Source organism: Escherichia sp. WS568, from assembly GCF_046486085.1.
GTDB classification, from domain to species: Bacteria; Pseudomonadota; Gammaproteobacteria; order Enterobacterales; family Enterobacteriaceae; genus Escherichia; species Escherichia coli.
The window spans coordinates 189,164-207,817 of the sequence record NZ_JBJQMC010000001.1; the positions used below are offsets into that span (position 1 = coordinate 189,164).

20 protein-coding genes and 1 other annotated feature are annotated in these 18,654 nt (G+C 48.9%); of the genes, 5 read left to right on the forward strand and 15 right to left on the reverse strand.

Features of this window, described 5'->3' with window-relative positions; all coding sequences use genetic code 11:
• Positions 1–47 precede the first annotated feature (47 nt).
• The 3 genes from ppsR to hemP all read left to right on the forward strand — a co-directional run bounded on the left by ppsR (position 48) and on the right by hemP (position 2,407).
• Complete coding sequence (gene ppsR / locus ACJHWR_RS00905; RefSeq protein WP_000368046.1) at positions 48–881, forward strand: posphoenolpyruvate synthetase regulatory kinase/phosphorylase PpsR; 834 nt, start codon at positions 48–50, stop codon at positions 879–881.
• A gap of 156 nt (positions 882–1,037) precedes the next feature.
• Entirely contained in the window at positions 1,038–2,084 is a 1,047-nt protein-coding gene (aroH, locus tag ACJHWR_RS00910) for a 3-deoxy-7-phosphoheptulonate synthase AroH (protein ID WP_001082226.1), read from the forward strand.
• Positions 2,085–2,215: 131 nt separating this feature from the next.
• A complete protein-coding gene (hemP, locus tag ACJHWR_RS00915) occupies positions 2,216–2,407 on the forward strand; it encodes a hemin uptake protein HemP (protein ID WP_233336580.1) in 192 nt (63 codons plus the stop codon).
• Between the two features lie 3 nt (positions 2,408–2,410).
• Here hemP and selO read toward each other — a convergent pair whose 3' ends face one another.
• The 14 genes from selO to thrS form a co-directional block, all read right to left on the reverse strand.
• Positions 2,411–3,847 (reverse strand): protein adenylyltransferase SelO, encoded by a 1,437-nt coding sequence (gene selO, locus ACJHWR_RS00920; protein WP_000175575.1) that lies wholly within the window; start codon positions 3,845–3,847, stop codon positions 2,411–2,413.
• Between the two features lie 62 nt (positions 3,848–3,909).
• The gene (ydiV, locus tag ACJHWR_RS00925; RefSeq protein WP_001361438.1) at positions 3,910–4,623 is read right to left on the reverse strand and encodes an anti-FlhDC factor; all 714 of its coding nucleotides are present in this window, start codon (positions 4,621–4,623) and stop codon (positions 3,910–3,912) included.
• Between the two features lie 246 nt (positions 4,624–4,869).
• Positions 4,870–5,334 (reverse strand): NlpC/P60 family protein, encoded by a 465-nt coding sequence (locus tag ACJHWR_RS00930; RefSeq protein WP_001209780.1) that lies wholly within the window; start codon positions 5,332–5,334, stop codon positions 4,870–4,872.
• 77 nt (positions 5,335–5,411) lie between these two features.
• Positions 5,412–6,161 (reverse strand): vitamin B12 ABC transporter ATP-binding protein BtuD, encoded by a 750-nt coding sequence (btuD, locus tag ACJHWR_RS00935; protein WP_000029466.1) that lies wholly within the window; start codon positions 6,159–6,161, stop codon positions 5,412–5,414.
• Positions 6,161–6,712, reverse strand: a complete 552-nt coding sequence (gene btuE, locus ACJHWR_RS00940) for a bifunctional thioredoxin/glutathione peroxidase (protein WP_001154187.1) — start codon at positions 6,710–6,712, stop codon at positions 6,161–6,163. The genes btuD and btuE overlap by 1 nt, the downstream gene beginning before the upstream one ends.
• 62 nt (positions 6,713–6,774) lie before the next feature.
• The gene (btuC, locus tag ACJHWR_RS00945) at positions 6,775–7,755 is read right to left on the reverse strand and encodes a vitamin B12 ABC transporter permease BtuC (protein ID WP_000956528.1); all 981 of its coding nucleotides are present in this window, start codon (positions 7,753–7,755) and stop codon (positions 6,775–6,777) included.
• Positions 7,756–7,855: 100 nt separating this feature from the next.
• Positions 7,856–8,155, reverse strand: coding sequence for an integration host factor subunit alpha (ihfA, locus tag ACJHWR_RS00950; RefSeq protein ID WP_001229265.1), 300 nt, complete (start codon positions 8,153–8,155; stop codon positions 7,856–7,858).
• Between the two features lie 4 nt (positions 8,156–8,159).
• Positions 8,160–10,547 carry a phenylalanine--tRNA ligase subunit beta gene (pheT, locus tag ACJHWR_RS00955; RefSeq protein WP_000672338.1) on the reverse strand — a complete coding sequence of 796 codons (2,388 nt, stop codon included), beginning with the start codon at positions 10,545–10,547 and terminating at the stop codon, positions 8,160–8,162.
• Between the two features lie 14 nt (positions 10,548–10,561).
• Positions 10,562–11,545, reverse strand: coding sequence for a phenylalanine--tRNA ligase subunit alpha (pheS, locus tag ACJHWR_RS00960; RefSeq protein ID WP_000018588.1), 984 nt, complete (start codon positions 11,543–11,545; stop codon positions 10,562–10,564).
• A 64-nt stretch (positions 11,546–11,609) separates the two neighbouring features.
• Positions 11,610–11,734: a sequence feature (Phe leader region), on the reverse strand.
• On the reverse strand, positions 11,684–11,728 hold the full coding sequence (gene pheM / locus ACJHWR_RS00965) for a pheST operon leader peptide PheM (protein ID WP_001386830.1): 45 nt from the start codon (positions 11,726–11,728) through the stop codon (positions 11,684–11,686). (Overlaps the previous feature by 45 nt.)
• Before the next feature lie 116 nt (positions 11,735–11,850).
• Positions 11,851–12,207 carry a 50S ribosomal protein L20 gene (rplT, locus tag ACJHWR_RS00970; RefSeq protein ID WP_000124850.1) on the reverse strand — a complete coding sequence of 119 codons (357 nt, stop codon included), beginning with the start codon at positions 12,205–12,207 and terminating at the stop codon, positions 11,851–11,853.
• Between the two features lie 53 nt (positions 12,208–12,260).
• Entirely contained in the window at positions 12,261–12,458 is a 198-nt protein-coding gene (gene rpmI / locus ACJHWR_RS00975; RefSeq protein WP_001124225.1) for a 50S ribosomal protein L35, read from the reverse strand.
• Between the two features lie 96 nt (positions 12,459–12,554).
• Positions 12,555–13,097: a translation initiation factor IF-3 gene (gene infC, locus ACJHWR_RS00980; RefSeq protein WP_001700733.1), complete on the reverse strand. Its 543-nt coding sequence runs from the start codon at positions 13,095–13,097 to the stop codon at positions 12,555–12,557.
• A gap of 3 nt (positions 13,098–13,100) precedes the next feature.
• A complete protein-coding gene (gene thrS, locus ACJHWR_RS00985; RefSeq protein ID WP_001144202.1) occupies positions 13,101–15,029 on the reverse strand; it encodes a threonine--tRNA ligase in 1,929 nt (642 codons plus the stop codon).
• Positions 15,030–15,551: 522 nt separating this feature from the next.
• Between thrS and espL1 the strand changes: the two genes are divergently transcribed.
• Together espL1 and yniD are read left to right on the forward strand one after the other, a co-directional pair.
• Entirely contained in the window at positions 15,552–17,450 is a 1,899-nt protein-coding gene (espL1, locus tag ACJHWR_RS00990) for a type III secretion system effector EspL1 (protein ID WP_000081151.1), read from the forward strand.
• 174 nt (positions 17,451–17,624) lie between these two features.
• On the forward strand, positions 17,625–17,732 hold the full coding sequence (gene yniD / locus ACJHWR_RS00995) for a small membrane protein YniD (protein ID WP_001142445.1): 108 nt from the start codon (positions 17,625–17,627) through the stop codon (positions 17,730–17,732).
• A 52-nt stretch (positions 17,733–17,784) separates the two neighbouring features.
• Here yniD and ACJHWR_RS01000 read toward each other — a convergent pair whose 3' ends face one another.
• Entirely contained in the window at positions 17,785–18,543 is a 759-nt protein-coding gene (locus ACJHWR_RS01000) for a YdiY family protein (protein WP_000771396.1), read from the reverse strand.
• Between the last annotated feature and the right edge of the window lie 111 nt (positions 18,544–18,654).

An 18,654-nucleotide genomic window follows, 5' to 3' on the forward strand; every position in this document is an offset into this window, starting at 1 on the left:
TAATTTATGCTTTCATAGAATTATGTCTGCATCACGGGAAGAACAAAATGGATAATGCTGTTGATCGCCACGTTTTTTATATTTCTGATGGTACGGCAATAACTGCGGAGGTATTAGGACACGCAGTAATGTCACAATTTCCCGTCACTATCAGCAGCATTACGCTGCCGTTTGTCGAAAATGAGAGCCGTGCACGGGCAGTGAAGGATCAGATTGACGCAATTTATCACCAGACAGGCGTGCGCCCGCTGGTCTTCTACTCCATCGTGTTGCCGGAGATTCGCGCCATCATCTTGCAAAGTGAGGGCTTTTGCCAGGATATCGTTCAGGCGCTGGTTGCCCCGCTACAACAAGAGATGAAACTGGATCCCACGCCGATTGCTCATCGTACCCATGGCCTGAACCCTAATAACCTCAATAAATATGATGCGCGTATTGCGGCGATTGATTACACCCTTGCCCATGACGACGGCATTTCGTTGCGCAATCTGGACCAGGCTCAGGTGATCCTGCTCGGTGTTTCTCGCTGTGGTAAAACCCCCACCAGTCTGTATCTGGCAATGCAATTTGGTATCCGCGCGGCAAACTACCCCTTTATTGCCGACGATATGGATAATCTGGTGCTACCCGCGTCGCTCAAACCGCTTCAGCACAAATTGTTCGGCCTGACTATCGACCCGGAACGTCTGGCGGCGATTCGCGAGGAACGTCGGGAGAACAGTCGCTATGCCTCGCTTCGTCAGTGCAGGATGGAAGTCGCGGAAGTGGAAGCGTTGTACCGTAAAAATCAGATCCCGTGGATTAACAGTACCAATTATTCGGTAGAAGAGATTGCCACCAAGATCCTCGATATCATGGGCCTTAGCCGTCGAATGTACTAGAGAACTAGTGCATTAACTTATTTTTTTGTTATCATGCTAACCACCCGGCGAGGTGTGACACACCTCGCACTTGAAATCAGCTGCGATTGGTTTATCGTGATGCGCATCACTTCCCGGTAGTCCTGCCGTAGAAGCAACAAATTTCTGAGACTTGTAATGAACAGAACTGACGAACTCCGTACTGCGCGTATTGAGAGCCTGGTAACGCCCGCCGAACTCGCGCTACGGTATCCCGTAACGCCTGGCGTCGCCACCCATGTCACCGACTCCCGCCGCAGAATTGAAAAAATACTGAATGGTGAAGATAAGCGACTGTTGGTCATTATTGGCCCCTGCTCGATCCACGATCTCACCGCTGCAATGGAGTACGCCACCCGTCTGCAGTCGCTGCGCAACCAGTACCAGTCACGGCTGGAAATCGTAATGCGCACCTATTTTGAAAAACCACGAACTGTTGTCGGCTGGAAAGGACTCATCTCCGATCCAGATTTAAACGGTAGCTATCGGGTAAATCACGGTCTGGAGCTGGCGCGCAAATTACTTTTACAGGTAAATGAGCTGGGCGTCCCTACCGCGACTGAGTTCCTCGATATGGTGACCGGTCAGTTTATTGCTGATTTAATCAGTTGGGGCGCGATTGGCGCTCGTACTACCGAAAGTCAGATCCACCGCGAAATGGCTTCAGCACTCTCCTGTCCGGTAGGTTTTAAAAATGGTACCGATGGCAACACGCGGATTGCCGTGGATGCTATCCGCGCAGCCCGCGCCAGCCATATGTTCCTCTCACCAGACAAAAACGGTCAGATGACCATCTATCAGACCAGTGGCAACCCGTATGGCCATATTATTATGCGTGGCGGCAAAAAACCGAATTACCATGCCGATGATATCGCCGCAGCCTGCGATACGCTGCACGAGTTTGATTTACCTGAACATCTGGTGGTGGATTTCAGCCACGGTAACTGCCAGAAGCAGCACCGTCGCCAGTTAGAAGTTTGTGAGGATATTTGTCAGCAAATCCGCAATGGCTCTACGGCGATTGCTGGAATTATGGCGGAAAGTTTCCTGCGCGAAGGAACGCAAAAAATCGTCGGCGGTCAGCCGCTCACTTACGGTCAATCGATTACCGACCCGTGTCTGGGCTGGGAAGATACCGAACGCCTGGTCGAAAAACTCGCCTCTGCGGTTGATACCCGCTTCTGAATGCGTGCCCATTCCTGACGGAATGGGCATTTCTGCGCAACTTGTTGTCTTCTCAACACATTACTGCTTGCTCTGGCCCGCCAGAATATTGATAATAAGAATCATTGTTATATCAATTATTATTAATTTTTATGCGTTATACGGATAGCAGAAAATTCACGCCTGAAACGGATGCCAATCTCAAGACCGCTTCCCCGCAGCCCATTCGGCGAATTACCAGCCAGACACTGTTAGGTCCGGATGGCAAACTGATTATCGATCATGACGGGCAAGAATATCTGCTCCGTAAAACTCAGGCTGGCAAGCTGCTGTTGACCAAGTAGCCTTTAACTCGAGCAGCTGACTTCCAGCCGTTTACCCCAGTCAGGTGGACGACTGACATAGTCATCATCTCTGTCGCTGAAAGGATTTCGCAACGCCTCATGCAGGCGGTGCAATTCCGTCATATCACCCTTTTCTGCCGCTTCAATCGCCCGTTGCGCCAACCAGTTGCGCAACACCAGAGCTGGGTTAACGCTTTGCATCAGTTGCTGACGCTCAATATCGCTAACCTCGTCTTGTTGCAAACGCCTCCGATAACGGGCAAACCAGTCATCAAATGCCGCACGATCAATAAACTCATCACGTAGCGGTGACGCCGCGCTGTGCTGCTCGGTCAGACTCAGCATGCGGAATGTGCGGGTATAATCGCTGCGCTCTCGCGCCATCAGACTGAATAATTCATTCAGTAGCGCGTTATCCTCTTTTTGCTCCGTCATGAAGCCCAGCTTCTGCCGCATCCGTTGTCCATAATGCGTCAACAAAACCTGCTGATAGCTGTCCAGGGCCTCATTCAGGGCATCTACGGCAACAAATGGTGACAATGTCTGCGCCAGACGCTGTAAATTCCACAACGCGACAGCAGGTTGATTATCAAAGCTATAACGCCCTTGATGATCCGAGTGATTACAAATAAAACCGGGTTCGTAATCATCAAGAAAACCAAACGGCCCGTAATCAAGCGTCAGCCCCAGCAGCGACATGTTGTCGGTATTCATCACCCCATGAGCAAAGCCGACCGTCTGCCATTGGGCAATTAACGATGCGGTACGTGCGACAACATCGCTAAACCAGAGACGGTATTTGTCCTCATCATCTGCAAGATGTGACCAGTAATGACGAATGGCAAAGTCAGCCAACTGACGAACCTTTTCCGGCTCGCGGCGATAGTAAAAATGTTCGAAATGACCAAAGCGCAGATGACTTGGTGCCACACGCATCAGCATCGCGCCTGGCTCCACCGTTTCCCGATACACTGGCGAATCGCTGGAGACGATACTTAACGCGCGGGTCGTCGGAATGCCCAGATAATGCATCGCCTCACTGGCGAGACTTTCTCGTATCGTCGAACGTAAAACTGCCCGTCCATCACCCATTCGCGAATAAGGCGTCAGGCCAGCACCTTTCAGATGCCAGTCCATTGTAGTGCCATCGGCCAGCTGTTGTTCGCCGAGTAAAATGCCGCGCCCATCACCCAGTTGGCCCGCCCAGACGCCGAACTGATGACCACTGTAAACCTGCGCCAGTGGTGACATACCAGGCAGTAGGGTTTCGCCGCCCCAGACACCTGCGCCATTTTTAAACAGCGACGATGGAATACTCAGCGTGTTAGCCAGTTCGGCATTATGCCAAATCAGCCGGGCCTTATTTAAAGGCGTAGGGGAAAGTGCTGTATAGGTTTCTGGCAATTCATCGCACCAGCGGGTAATAAAAGACAGGGTCATAGATCCTCCTGTTTGATAGTGTAGACGGTTACTCTCGTCTTAAACACCAGCAAACAGGAGGGTTATCGCTGAACCAACGTCGTTATCTGATTTACAGGAACGGCAGGCCACAGGCATCCCTGGAGAGCATGGAAATCAAAGGGGGTAATCTGTGCCATTATTTCTGGCGTATCAATGCCCCCCGCGATGATGCAATTGCAACATGGGGAAATTTGCGCCTGGATCGCACGAATAAACGGTTCGAAGGAGCGATGCGTGATTTGTTGCTGAATAAAACTTTTATCCAGCATGACGCGGGTGAAAAGACCATCAAAAACCGCTTTCATTGTGCTATTGCCTGCGCCCAAATTACCTAACACAAGGGGATACATTTGCGATAAGGAAAAAAGATCGCGATTATCTTTTCCTTCATCGAGATGCGGGTAATTCTCATTAATCAACAGTTCAATAAACGGATATTTTAATAGTTCGCCCGCGTAATTATCCCTGTCTAATAATAAAGTAGCCACTTGTGGGGTTAAATTAAGCCAGGCAAAGAGTTTATGTTGAATAAAAAAGTGTTGGCATGATTTTAGCAATTCCAACTGCTCAGAAAATAATTGCCAATGTTGCTCCTCGGTAAGTTGCGCTATAACCCGACTCGTCGGTATACGAACCGTACCATCTTCACTGGAGAAATGGGTAATTAACTCAACGCCGACAAGGTCTTGCTGGTTATCTCTTATCGGCAGGAAATAGCAATCAGAATGATAAAGATTCTCCAAAAAAATCTTCATGGTAACCGTCCCTCTCGAAGGATGTTTTTCAGTATCCGGCTAAAAGGGATGAGGCCATAAGACATAACAATTACAGAAGGAGTAACTTTCATTTGTTCCATGTTAACCACTTTTTCAGGGGTCCTTTTATTAGATTATCCTGATTATAAACGAATAATCCATTTACGGAATTTTTGTCTGTAAAATACTACTGTATTCAGGAGTAAATGGACGGAGATGTATCATCGCCGTCCATTTTTCGACATACTAGATTCGTCTCGCCTGCCAGAAATTTTTCTGCCAATAAACATTATCGAGTGAGGAACGCATCACTCCCTTGCTGGTAGAGGCGTGGATAAATTGGTTGTTGGTATCGTAAATACCTACATGCAAACCATTTTGTCCGGAGCCCGTTTTGAAAAAGACCAGGTCACCAGGCAGCAACTCGTCTTTATCAATTTGCGTGCCGATAGAGGCTTGTTCTTTGGTTTCTCGGGGCAGCTGCAAATCGAAACGATCGCGCATCGTCACAACCACAAACCCCGAACAGTCCACACCGCGCCGCGTCATGCCACCATAACGATACGGCGTGCCATGCCAGCTCTGTAGCTGGTCGTTCAAACCGGCAATAACGGTAATCGAATCAGAAAGTCTGGCATTTGGCGGCGGTGCTTTATGGTGGCTACACCCGGCCAGAAACAGTGCTGTGATCAAAATAAGGCAGAAACGCATTCCGTACGGTTCCTCTGTTTTTTATTCTTGCATTAATTTAGCGTCGTAATTACCCGATTTTCAAGATACTAATGAAATCAGATGGTCGAAATCAGCATTCTGTGACCTTCGATATCCAGACGGCGAAAATTCATCCCATAGGCCTGCGCCAGATTTGGCGGCGTGAGCACCTCTTCCCTGCGTCCACTGGCCAGCATTTTTCCACCTTTTAGCAACCACGCCCGATGCGCATGACGCAATGTATGGTTGAGATCGTGACTGCTCATCACAATCGCCAGTCCTTGCTGACACAGCGCGCTCAGAATTTTGTCTAACGCACTTTGTTGCGCAACATCAAGACTGTTCATAGGCTCATCAAGAAGTAGTAATTGGCCTGCGGGATTGGCTTGTGGTGTGATTTGCAGCACCACCGCAGCAAGACGTACGCGTTGCCATTCGCCGCCGGAAAGTTGATTGGTGCTACGTCCGAGTTTGTCATCAAGAGCCAGCGCCCCTGCGACATCATTCAGTAGTTCGGTACGCGTTTTATCGTGCTGATGCAGTGTCAGGTAGTGCCAGACCGGCATTGCAAACGGCGGCGTCTGCTGTTGTGAAAGATAGGCGCGATGCAGCGCGAGTTTTGTTGCGGACCATGCTTCCAGTGGTTGCCCCGCGAACTGAATGCTTCCCTTACCGCTGGTCATTCCGGCCATTCGTGCAAGCAAGGTACTCTTACCCGCGCCGTTCGGCCCCACCAGGTGCAGGATCTCCCCAGCCCGAACCTCGCCAGAAAGCGGCCCCAGGCGGGTAGATTCCGCAACATCCTGTAACTGCATCACAATAGACATTATTTTGCCAACGCCAGTTTAATGCTTTCCATCACAATGGGATCTTCCGGCGTCATATCCGGGGAAAAACGCTGGATGACCAATCCGTCCCTGCCAACTAAAAATTTCTCAAAATTCCATAAAATATCATCAGGGTACAGCGGTGCACGACCTTTGCTGACCATACGGGCATAGAATCCGCTCTCTTCCGGCGCGACTGCGGTCGGCGCTGCGGCAATCAATTTTTGATACAGCGGATGGCGTCCTTCGCCATTAACTTCAATCTTACTGAACATCGGGAACGTCACCCCCCATGTGGTGGTACAGTAAGTTTTAATCTCTTCATCGCTGCCCGGTTCTTGTTCCAGAAACTGGTTGCACGGGAATCCCAGCACCACAAAACCACGATCAGCCCAGGCTTTCTGAATATTCTCCAACTGCTCATATTGCGGCGTTAAGCCACACTTTGAGGCGACATTGACAATCAACAGCACATTACCGGCGTACTTCTCCAGCGTGGTCACTTCACCGTCGATATCTTTCACTACGGTCGTCAGAATGGAATCTTGCATCGTTTCTCCTGGGTGTGGTCAGTAAAAATCTTAGCTTTTAATCATAGACCGTCTTTTTGCGGCTAACGTCCTGCTTTTAACAATAACCAGATAAACACCGGCGCACCCAACGTTGCGGTGACCACGCCAATAGGCAGCTCTGCGGCAGCTAATGCCAGGCGCGCTACAATATCGGCCAGCAGCAATGCGCTCGCCCCTGCCAGCGCGCAGCCGGGAAGTAATACGCGATGATCGGTTAAACCACACAGCCGGAGAATATGTGGGATCACCAGACCAATAAAGCCGATAGCACCCGCCAGCGCCACACTGACGCCAACCATCCAGCCGGTCGCTGCCACCAACACATTGCGCCAGAACCACAGGGGTAAACCCAGTTGCCGCGCCGAGATCTCGCCAAGTGCTAACATATTCATTGGCCTGGACTGACAACAGATCCACAACAACACGGGGATCAATGCCAGCATCAGCCAGCTTTGCCGCCAGTCTACGCCGCCAAAACCGCCCATCATCCAGTACATCAGCTGACGTAAATCAACAGAGGTGGAAAAGTAGATAGCCCACGTCATTAGTGCGCTACAGATAATCCCTAATGCAACGCCAGCCAGCAATAACCGACTGGTCGAAAGATGACGACGGGCGAAACGTAAGAGTATTAAAGTGATGATAAGCGCGCCAGCAATCGCACACAGCCCTAGCGCCCAGTTGGGGAGTTGCCCTTGCCCAAGCAATACCGCGGCGATAAGCCCCACGCCTGCGCCGTTAGAGACGCCAAGTAGTCCAGGTTCTGCCAGAGGATTTTCGAACAACGCCTGCATTACAGCGCCGGATATAGCCAGCGCCGCACCAACCAGCAATACAGCCAGCGTACGTGGCAGGCGAATTTGCCAGACGAACAGTTCGCCACGAGGAGTAAACCAGTCACCTGGCGAGATCCATTGTTCACCGGCGCAAAGGCTTAAGAGAAGCGCCAGCAGCATCAAAACTGACAGGCATAATAACCAGCGAATATTTTGTCGCTGTTGTTGGCGGGCAAGTGTCAGCATGGTATCCGTTCTGCTGAAGTGTCATGGCGTTGATTTTACGGTGACTCTTCGACAGTGAAAAGAAAAAAGGCCGCAGAGCGGCCTTTTTAGTTAGATCAGATTACTCGTCTTTGGGCGAAGCGTTTTCGACCCGGCTTTTTAACTTCTGCCCGGGTCTGAAGGTCACCACGCGCCGTGCTGTAATGGGAATATCCTCGCCCGTTTTCGGGTTACGTCCCGGGCGTTGATTCTTATCACGCAGATCGAAGTTACCAAAACCAGAGAGTTTCACCTGTTCGCCGTTTTCCAGAGCGCGACGGATCTCTTCGAAAAACAGTTCAACCAGTTCTTTGGCATCCCGCTTGCTAAGCCCAAGCTTATCAAACAGATATTCTGACATTTCAGCTTTTGTAAGCGCCATAGGTTCAATCCCTCAATGATGCCTGGAATCGCTCTTTTAATGCCTCTACACATTTGGCGACGGTAGCGGCAATCTCCTCTTCTTCGAGTGTACGGCTGGTATCTTGCAGGATCAGGCTTATGGCGAGGCTCTTATACCCCTCCGCAACACCCTTACCGCGGTACACGTCAAATAAGTTTACGCCAACTACCTGATTTACGCCAACTTTCTTACATTCGGATAAAATATCCGCTGCGGGAACGTTTTCTGCGACCACCACCGAGATGTCACGACGGTTCGCCGGGAAGCGAGAAATCTCGCGCGCCTGAGGCACCACGCGGTCTGCGAGCTTGTTCCACTCCAGTTCGAACACCAGAGTGCGACCGTTAAGATCCAGTTTACGTTCCAGTTCAGGATGAACAACCCCAACAAAACCAATACGTTCACCTTTCAGATAAATCGCTGCGGATTGCCCCGGATGCAGTGCCGGATTAGCTTCTGCACGGAACTCAACCTCATTCAGTTTACCGGTCAGGTCGAGAACGGATTCAAGATCGCCTTTCAAATCATAGAAATCAACGGTCTCTTTTGCCAGGTTCCAGTGCTCTTCGTAACGGTTACCGCAAATCACACCGGCTAACATCAGATCCTGACGAATGCCCAACGGTGCCTGAGTATCTGGTACGAAACGCAGACCGCTTTCGAAAATGCGCACACGGTTCTGCTGACGGTTCTGGTTGTACACCACGGTTGCCAGCAGGCCGGTCCACAGAGAAAGACGCATTGCTGACATTTCAACAGAGATCGGGCTTGGCAGCAGTAAGGCTTCAACGCCTGGATGGATCATCTGCTGCACTTTCGGATCAACGAAGCTGTAGGTGATCACTTCCTGATAGCCTTTGTCGTTGAGCAGCGTTTTCACGCGCTTGAGCGACAGGTCAGCTTCACGGTGAGTACCCATAATCAGGCTTGCCTGTACCGGCTCATCCGGGATGTTGTTGTAGCCGTAAACACGCGCCACTTCTTCAACCAGATCTTCTTCAATCTCCATGTCGAAACGCCAGCTCGGCGCAACGGCCTGCCATTCGTCTTTGCCTTCGGTCACTTCGCAGCCGAGACGACGCAGAATGTCAGTGACCTGCTCATCGGCAATATGATGGCCAATCAGGCGATCCAGTTTGCTGCGACGCAAAGTGATGGTTGCACGCTTCGGCAGCGTTGCTTCGTTGGTGATATCAATTACCGGACCAGCCTCACCACCGCAGATGTCGATCAGCAGACGGGTCGCACGTTCCATCGCTTTGTGCTGCAGTGCCGGATCAACGCCACGCTCATAACGGTGAGACGCATCAGTATGCAGGCCATGACGACGAGCACGACCGGTGATTGATAGCGGGCTGAAGAAAGCACATTCCAGCAGAACGTTTTGCGTTTCGTCATTCACACCAGAGTGTTCGCCACCAAAGATGCCGCCCATCGCCAGCGCCTTGTTGTGGTCGGCGATGACCAGGGTGTCAGCGTTCAGCTTCGCTTCGGTACCGTCGAGCAGTACCAGCGTTTCGCCCTCTTTCGCCATCCGCACCACAATGCCGCCTTCAATGCGATCTTTATCGAAAGCGTGCATCGGCTGGCCCAGTTCGAGCAGCACATAGTTGGTGACGTCAACAACTGCATCGATAGAACGGATCCCGCAACGACGCAGTTTTTCTTTCATCCACAACGGAGTTGGCGCTTTAACGTTAATGCCTTTTACCACACGGCCAAGATAGCGCGGACAAGCTTCAGGCGCTTCGACTGCAATCGGCAGCGTGTCGTCGATGGTCGCACCAACCGGAACGATTTCCGGTTCAACCAGCGGCAGCTGGTTCAGCACGGCAACGTCACGCGCAACACCAATGATACCTAAGCAGTCGGCACGGTTTGGCGTTACGCTAATTTCGATGGTGTTGTCATCGAGTTTCAGGTATTCACGAATGTCGGTGCCAATTGGCGCATCCGCAGGCAGTTCGATAATACCGCTGTGATCGTCAGAAATTCCCAGCTCAGAGAAAGAGCACAGCATCCCTTCAGACGGTTCGCCACGCAGTTTCGCCGCTTTAATTTTGAAATCGCCCGGCAGAACAGCACCAATGGTCGCTACCGCCACACGCAGGCCCTGACGGCAGTTTGGCGCACCGCAGACGATGTCCAGCAGGCGATCGCCGCCGACATTCACTTTTGTCACACGCAGTTTGTCAGCGTTCGGATGCTGCGCACATTCAACCACTTCACCGACAACCACGCCGTGGAAGCTACCGGCAACCGGTTCTACACCGTCAACTTCCAGGCCCGCCATAGTGATTTGATTTGCCAGCGCATCGCTATCAATCGCCGGGTTCACCCATTCGCGTAACCACAGTTCACTGAATTTCATAATCTATTCCTGCCTTATTTAAACTGTTTGAGGAAACGCAGATCGTTTTCGAAGAATGAACGCAGGTCGGTGACGCCGTAACGCAACATGGTCAGACGCTCCATCCCCATTCCGAAGGCGAAACCAGAGTAAACTTCCGGGTCGATGCCAACATTACGCAGCACGTTCGGATGCACCATCCCGCAGCCCAGTACTTCCAGCCATTTACCGTTTTTACCCATGACGTCCACTTCTGCAGAAGGTTCGGTAAACGGGAAGTAGGAAGGACGGAAGCGGATCTGCAAATCTTCCTCAAAGAAGTTACGCAGGAAGTCGTGCAGCGTGCCTTTCAGGTTGGTAAAGCTGATGTTGGTATCAACAATCAGACCTTCCATCTGATGGAACATCGGCGTGTGAGTCTGGTCGTAGTCGTTACGATAAACGCGGCCAGGCGCGATGATACGAATCGGTGGCTGCTGAGCTTTCATGGTGCGGATCTGTACGCCAGAGGTCTGGGTACGCAGCAGGCGGGTAGCGTCAAACCAGAAAGTGTCGTGGTCAGCGCGCGCCGGGTGGTGACCAGGAATGTTCAGAGCATCGAAGTTATGATAATCGTCTTCGATTTCCGGCCCGGTTGCCACGGTAAAGCCAAGCTCACCGAAGAAACTTTCGATACGGTCGATGGTACGGGTCACCGGATGCAGCCCGCCGTTTTCAATGCGACGACCCGGCAGGGAGACATCAATCGTTTCCGCCGCCAGACGCGCATTCAGTGCAGCGCTTTCCAGTTCCGCTTTACGCGCATTCAGCGCCTGCTGAACCTGCTCTTTCGCTTCATTGATAACCGCACCAGCTGCCGGACGCTCTTCTGGCGGCAGCTCACGTAGGGTCGTCATCTGAAGGGTTAAGTGCCCTTTTTTACCCAAATATTCGACGCGCACATTGTCTAACGCGGCAACATCTGACGCCTGGCTAATGGCCGCCTTTGCACTGGCAACCAGTTCTGCGAGATGTGACATGGTTTTCCTCATTGTGTCAGTGGTGACACTGGTTCGTTGGACTTAATTTTTTCAAAACGCGCATACAAAAAAAGCCTCCACTGGGAGGCTTTCAGGCGCTGTTTTCCGTTTCTCTTCTCACGCGCTAGCCTCCTGGAGTCAGGTGCTAAAGTAAAAAAAGAAGCGGAAAATAGCAGCATTCATTGCTTGCGTTACCTTTTGGTACTTTTCAAAAGACCTTTATTGAAAAGGCTACGGCGATAAAAGTCAATGTTTTGATGGCGTTGAAACGAAAAGAGGGAGACTAGCTCCCTCTTTCAACTGGCTTATGCCAGAGCTGCTTTCGCTTTTTCAACCAGAGCGGTGAACGCTACTTTGTCGAATACTGCGATATCAGCCAGGATCTTACGGTCGATTTCAACAGAGGCTTTTTTCAGGCCATTGATGAATTTGCTGTAAGAAATACCGTTCTGACGTGCTGCTGCGTTGATACGCGCAATCCACAGTTGACGGAACTGACGCTTACGTTGACGACGGTCACGGTAAGCATACTGACCAGCTTTGATAACAGCCTGGAAGGCAACGCGGTATACGCGAGAACGCGCACCGTAGTAGCCTTTAGCTTGTTTCAAAATTTTCTTGTGACGTGCGCGTGCAATAACACCACGTTTTACGCGAGCCATATGTGCTCTCCTGTATCTATATTCTAATTAAAAAGTTAAAAAACGTTAACGGCTTATGCGTACGGCAGGCACGCGATTACCAGGCCCAGATCGCCTTTGGAAACCATGGCTTTCGGACGCAGGTGACGTTTACGTTTGGTCGCTTTTTTGGTCAGAATGTGACGCAGGTTAGCGTGCTTGTGCTTAAAACCACCTTTACCGGTTTTTTTGAAGCGCTTAGCAGCACCGCGTACGGTCTTAATTTTTGGCATTTTAATAACTTCCACTTCGCATTGTTAATAAACGAAACAAAGGCGAACAAAGCCTGTGAAGCCCGAAGGCTCCACAGACATTGCTACTTGAAGGCCTTACTGTTTCTTCTTAGGAGCGAGCACCATGATCATCTGGCGGCCTTCGATCTTCGTTGGGAAGGATTCGACCACTGCCAGTTCTTGCAAATCGTCTTTCACGCGATTAAGCACTTCCATACCGATTTGCTGGTGCGCCATCTCACGACCGCGGAAACGCAGCGTGATTTTGGCTTTATCACCCTCTTCGAGAAAGCGAATCAGGCTGCGGAGTTTTACCTGATAGTCGCCTTCATCTGTACCAGGACGGAATTTAATTTCCTTAACCTGGATAACTTTTTGCTTTTTCTTCTGTTCCTTAGAAGACTTGCTCTTTTCATAGAGGAATTTGCCGTAATCCATTATACGACAAACCGGCGGCTCGGCGTTAGGGCTGATCTCGACTAAGTCTACTCCGGCTTCTTCTGCTTTCTCCAGAGCTTCTCTCAGACTCACAATACCAAGCTGCTCGCCTTCCAGACCTGTTAAGCGAACTTCCTGGGCGCGAATTTCGCCATTGATACGGTTAGGGCGCGCCGTTTGAACTCGTTTTCCGCCTTTAATACCTTATTCCTCCAATTGTTTAAGACTGCGGCTGCGAATCTCTTGTTGCAGCTTCTCGATCACTTCATTTACGTCCATGCTTCCCAGGTCTTTACCACGGCGGGTGCGAACGGCAACTTTGCCTGATTCCACCTCTTTATCACCACAGACCAGCATATACGGGACGCGACGCAAAGTGTGCTCGCGGATTTTAAAGCCAATCTTCTCATTTCTCAAGTCTGCTTTAACACGAATGCCCGCATTTGATAGTTTTTGCGTCAATTCGTTAACGTATTCAGACTGTGAATCGGTAATATTCATGATAACAACCTGAACCGGCGCAAGCCAGGTCGGGAAGAAACCAGCGAATTCTTCGGTCAGGATACCGATGAAACGTTCCATCGACCCCAGAATTGCGCGGTGAATCATTACCGGTACCTTACGCTCGTTGTCTTCGCCCACATAGGAGGCGCTCAGACGAGACGGCAAGGAGAAGTCCAGCTGTACTGTACCGCACTGCCATGCACGATCGAGGCAGTCATACAGGGTAAATTCAATTTTCGGACCGTAGAAAGCGCCTTCACCCAGTTGATATTCAAACGGGATGTTGTTTTCTTCCAGCGCAACCGCCAGGTCCGCCTCAGCACGATCCCACATTTCGTCGCTGCCAATACGTTTTTCAGGACGAGTGGAGAGTTTGACGACGATCTTCTCGAAGCCAAAAGTGCTGTACATATCATAGACTAAACGGATACATCCGTTAACTTCATCGCGAATTTGTTCTTCAGTACAGAAGATATGCGCGTCATCCTGGGTAAATCCACGCACGCGCATCAGGCCATGCAGCGAACCTGACGGCTCATTACGGTGGCAGCTACCAAACTCGGCCATACGCAGCGGCAGATCGCGATACGACTTCAGCCCCTGGTTGAAAATTTGTACGTGACCCGGGCAGTTCATCGGCTTAATGCAGTATTCACGGTTCTCAGAAGACGTGGTGAACATTGCATCTTTGTAGTTGTCCCAGTGACCGGTTTTTTCCCACAGGACACGGTCCATCATGAACGGACCTTTAACTTCCTGATACTGGTACTCTTTCAGTTTAGAACGAACAAACACTTCCAGTTCACGGAAGATGGTCCAGCCATCGTTGTGCCAGAATACCATACCCGGTGCTTCTTCCTGCATATGGTACAGGTCGAGCTGTTTACCGATTTTACGGTGGTCGCGTTTCGCGGCTTCTTCCAGGCGCTGCAGGTAAGCGTTAAGCGCTTTTTTGTCTGCCCACGCCGTACCGTAAATACGTTGCAACATTTTGTTGTTGCTGTCGCCACGCCAGTAAGCCCCTGCCGTTTTCATTAGTTTGAAATGATGGCAGAAACGCATGTTCGGTACGTGCGGACCGCGGCACATATCGACATATTCTTCATGGAAGTACAGACCTGGCTTGTCATCATGGGCGATGTTTTCGTCAAGAATGGAGACTTTGTAGCTCTCCCCACGGTTGGCGAAAGTTTCACGCGCTTCGTGCCAGCTGACTTTCTTCTTAATGACGTCGTAGTTTTTCTCAGCAAGCTCATGCATCCGCTTCTCGAGTGCTTCGACATCTTCCTGGGTTAACGTGCGGTCAAGATCAACGTCGTAATAAAAACCGTTGTCAATAACCGGGCCGATTGCCATTTTGGTATGCGGCCAAAGTTGTTTAATCGCGTGCCCTAACAGGTGCGCACAGGAGTGACGAATGATCTCCAGACCTTCTTCGTCTTTGGCGGTAATGATCGACAGTTGTGCGTCGTTTTCAATCAGATCGCAAGCATCAACCAGTTCGCCATTAACGCGCCCTGCGATACAGGCTTTCGCCAGACCTGGACCAATGTCCAGCGCAACATCCATGGGGCTTACAGCGTGGTCGTAATGGCGTTGGCTGCCATCAGGAAGAGTTATAACAGGCATTTTATATCCTTATTTGCAGTGGTGACCCACACGAAAGATCACATACAAAGAAAAATTTGTTTATTAACAGTTCATTGCGAAACCATCTAGCCAACAAATGCTAAATTGGTTCGCAATCAGGTACACAAATGAAAGACATTAACCTCTCACCTTCCACCCGGTTGAACGATGTTAACACTAAAAAAAGGGAGATTGTACCTTTCCGTTTCACATTGATTCGATTCGCAATTCGTTTGTAGTGAGTACACCAGCAAAACGCTTAAAGAACCACTGATAACATCACGGAGCGTCTGAAAGGTTTACTGCGAGCGGATTTGCAGCAGCATAAACTGAATCCAGCAAAGTTCGTTGCGTGATTTGGCGGTACTATTTAAACGATCATAAGATTAATGACGAAGTGGTCATATCACAATGATAAAAGTGACACAATTCTTATAGCAATTTTTCGTGCACATTTCGTTCTGGCGATAATAATTAATCATCATCCTCAAAACCTCCAGACATATATAAGGCGAATAGATTATGAGTCAAAACGACATTATTATCAGAACTCATTATAAGTCTCCTCATAGAATGCACATCGATAGCGACATACCAACGCCTTCATCAGAGCCTATTAATCAATTTGCGCGCCAACTCATCACCCTACTTGATACCTCTGACTTAAGTTCGATGCTGACATACTGTGTTACTCAGGAATTTACCGCAAACTGTCGAAAAATATCACAAAATTGTTATTCCACTGCCCTTTTTACCATTAACTTTGCCACTTCACCCATCCATGCAGAAAATATACTCATTACATTACACTATAAAAAAGAAATCATTTCCTTATTACTGGAAACCACGCCTATTAAAGCTAACCATTTGCGAAGCATACTGGATTATATTGAACAGGAACAGTTAACTGCCGAAAATCGTAACCATTGTATGAAACTGTCTAAAAAAATCCATAGAGAAAAAACTATACAACCAACAGTAAATCTCAATGGTAGTGCATTTTTTTTGCAATCTCCTTCTGACGCTATTTTTTGTCGCCATCTGTCATTGCAATACGCCCTTGATTCACTGAGAAATGGAAAAGGCAAAGTCAATCTGATTAAACATTACTCCTCCGTTGAATCCATACAGCAGCATGTTCCCTTAGTCCGGGACGCGGAGTTCAGATCATTACTTCGCCATCCTCCTGCAGGGAGTCGCGTTATCGCGAGTAAGGATTTTGGCTTCGCTTTAGATATTTTCTTCTGTCGAATGATGGCAAACAATGTCAGTCATATGTCCGCGATTTTATATATAGACAATCATACTTTGTCAGTAAGGCTACGAATAAAGCAGTCAGCGTATGGGCAATTAAATTATGTTGTGTCCGTTTACGACCCGAACGATACCAACGTTGCCGTCAGAGGCACCCACAGGACAGCACGGGGCTTTCTCTCGCTCGATAAATTCATCAGTTCAGGTCCCGATGCTCAGACCTGGGCTGATATGTATGTTCGCAACTGTGCAATTGCTTTTCTGCCCCTATTACCTGAGGGAGTTCCAGGGGCTATTTTCGCGGGTATTGCATCACGAATGCCATTTGCCCCTATACATCCATCGGCAATGTTGTTAATAATGGCCACAGGCCAGACTCAACAGCTTATTACATTATTCAAACAGTTACCCATACTCCCTGAAAAAGAAATCAATGAAATAATAACTGCGCAGAATAGCGTTGGTACACCTGCTTTATTTCTGGCTATGATGAACGGACATACTGACAACGTAAAAATATTTATGCAAGAAATTCAGTCACTGGTAGATAATCATATCATTCATGAAGATAATCTGGTTAAATTACTGCAAACTAAAAGTGCTAACGAAACACCTGGACTCTATATCTCCATGTTGTATGGATTCGATGAAATAATCGATATCTTTCTGAATGCATTAACCACTCCAATAGCACAAGATCTTTTAAACAAAAAAATGGTAATGAATATTTTAGCAATGAAAACACGTGATGGTGAGCCAGGATTATATGCCGCAATGGAAAATAATCACCCTTTGTGTGTCACACGGTTCCTCTCTAAAGTTTATGGAATCGCTGTTAAATATAACCTCAGCAAAATTAACATCATGGATTTATTAAAAGGCGCAACAGCACATGGAACCCCTGCTTTATACATCGCCATGAGCAAGGGTAATAAAGACGTCGTGTTATCTTATATATCAACGCTGGGTACTTTTGCAAAAAAATATTCTTTTAGTCAATGTCAGTTATTCACATTGTTGGCCGCTAAAAATCATGACAACATGTCAGCTGTTCATATAGCCATTCATCATAATCATTATAAAACTGTAGAAACATATTATGCAGCTATAAATGTAATCAGCCAAAGCCTGAGCTTTAGTCCAGATGAACTACAGGCGTATTTATAACTAAATATTTACGATGTATATGTTGATACATATACTTTATTTTATTCATAAAACTCAGAAACAGTGATCAGGTGTACAACGCCACCCGACGGCTGTAATAACAAAAAATCCCTTGATGCCTGTCCCTTTTGTTACACTCCGTTATCACGCACAAGAGATATGCAGGACACTGGTATGCCGACTAAACGCTTTGATAAAAAACACTGGAAGATGGTGGTGGTGCTACTGGCAATCTGTGGCGCTATGTTGTTGCTACGTTGGGCAGCAATGATTTGGGGCTGAGCAGTGACAAACGAAAACAGCCAGACCGCATACTACGGTCCGGCAGATAATGTTACATGCTGTAGCCCAGCGATAAGGTTGTCCGACGATCGGTATGTTCCGGTGCAGACTCTGGAGGTTCAGAGTTCCATGTGACGTTGTAAGCCACCTTCAGTCCAAAATGTTCATTAATAGCAACATTTAATGCGCTTTCAGAGTTCAGCGTTGTGTCTTCCGCGCCAAAGACGGAAACACCCTGCGTAAATTTAGCGTTGTCAGTCAACTGCCATGCATAAGCCCCGGAGGCATAACCCAGCGGCTGGGTTTCACTGGCATTGTCGGTATATTTGTCGTAACGCACACCTGGACCGAATTCAAAGCGGAAACTGTGTACCGGGCCATTCAAAAACTGGCGACCATAACCCGCGGTCAACACATCGCGCTCTCGATAGCCGTTATAACGGTCTGTCAGCCAGCTTGCCTGCCCAAATAAATAGTCATAATCAGTTAAATTAAAACGGCTACGCCCGCCCGCCGCATATTTTTCTGAAGAACGCTCATCATTAGAAGAAGTATTACTGGCGTTCCCCCACAGCGACCAGGCAGTGGTTTGTCCATACCAGGTCATGGTGGTGTCAGCCGTAAGTGAGGAGCTTTTCGTATTGCCTGATTGTGCAAGATATCCTGCGTTCAGATTGCCTTCGAAAGGTTTTTTAGCGCTGGCAGGATCGTCCATGACAGTAAAAACGGAATCATCGGCAGCTGCATTCAGTGACGCAAACATGCCCCCCGCCAACATAACGATGGCAGGAACTGTCTTCAAAAGCTTCATTTATCAAGAGTCCGTACAACAAAAAAAGAGACCTTCGCGGTCCCGGAAACTTTCTTAAGGATCAAAGATTAGCGTCCCTGGAAAGGTAACGAATTATAAAAAGGCGCGAAT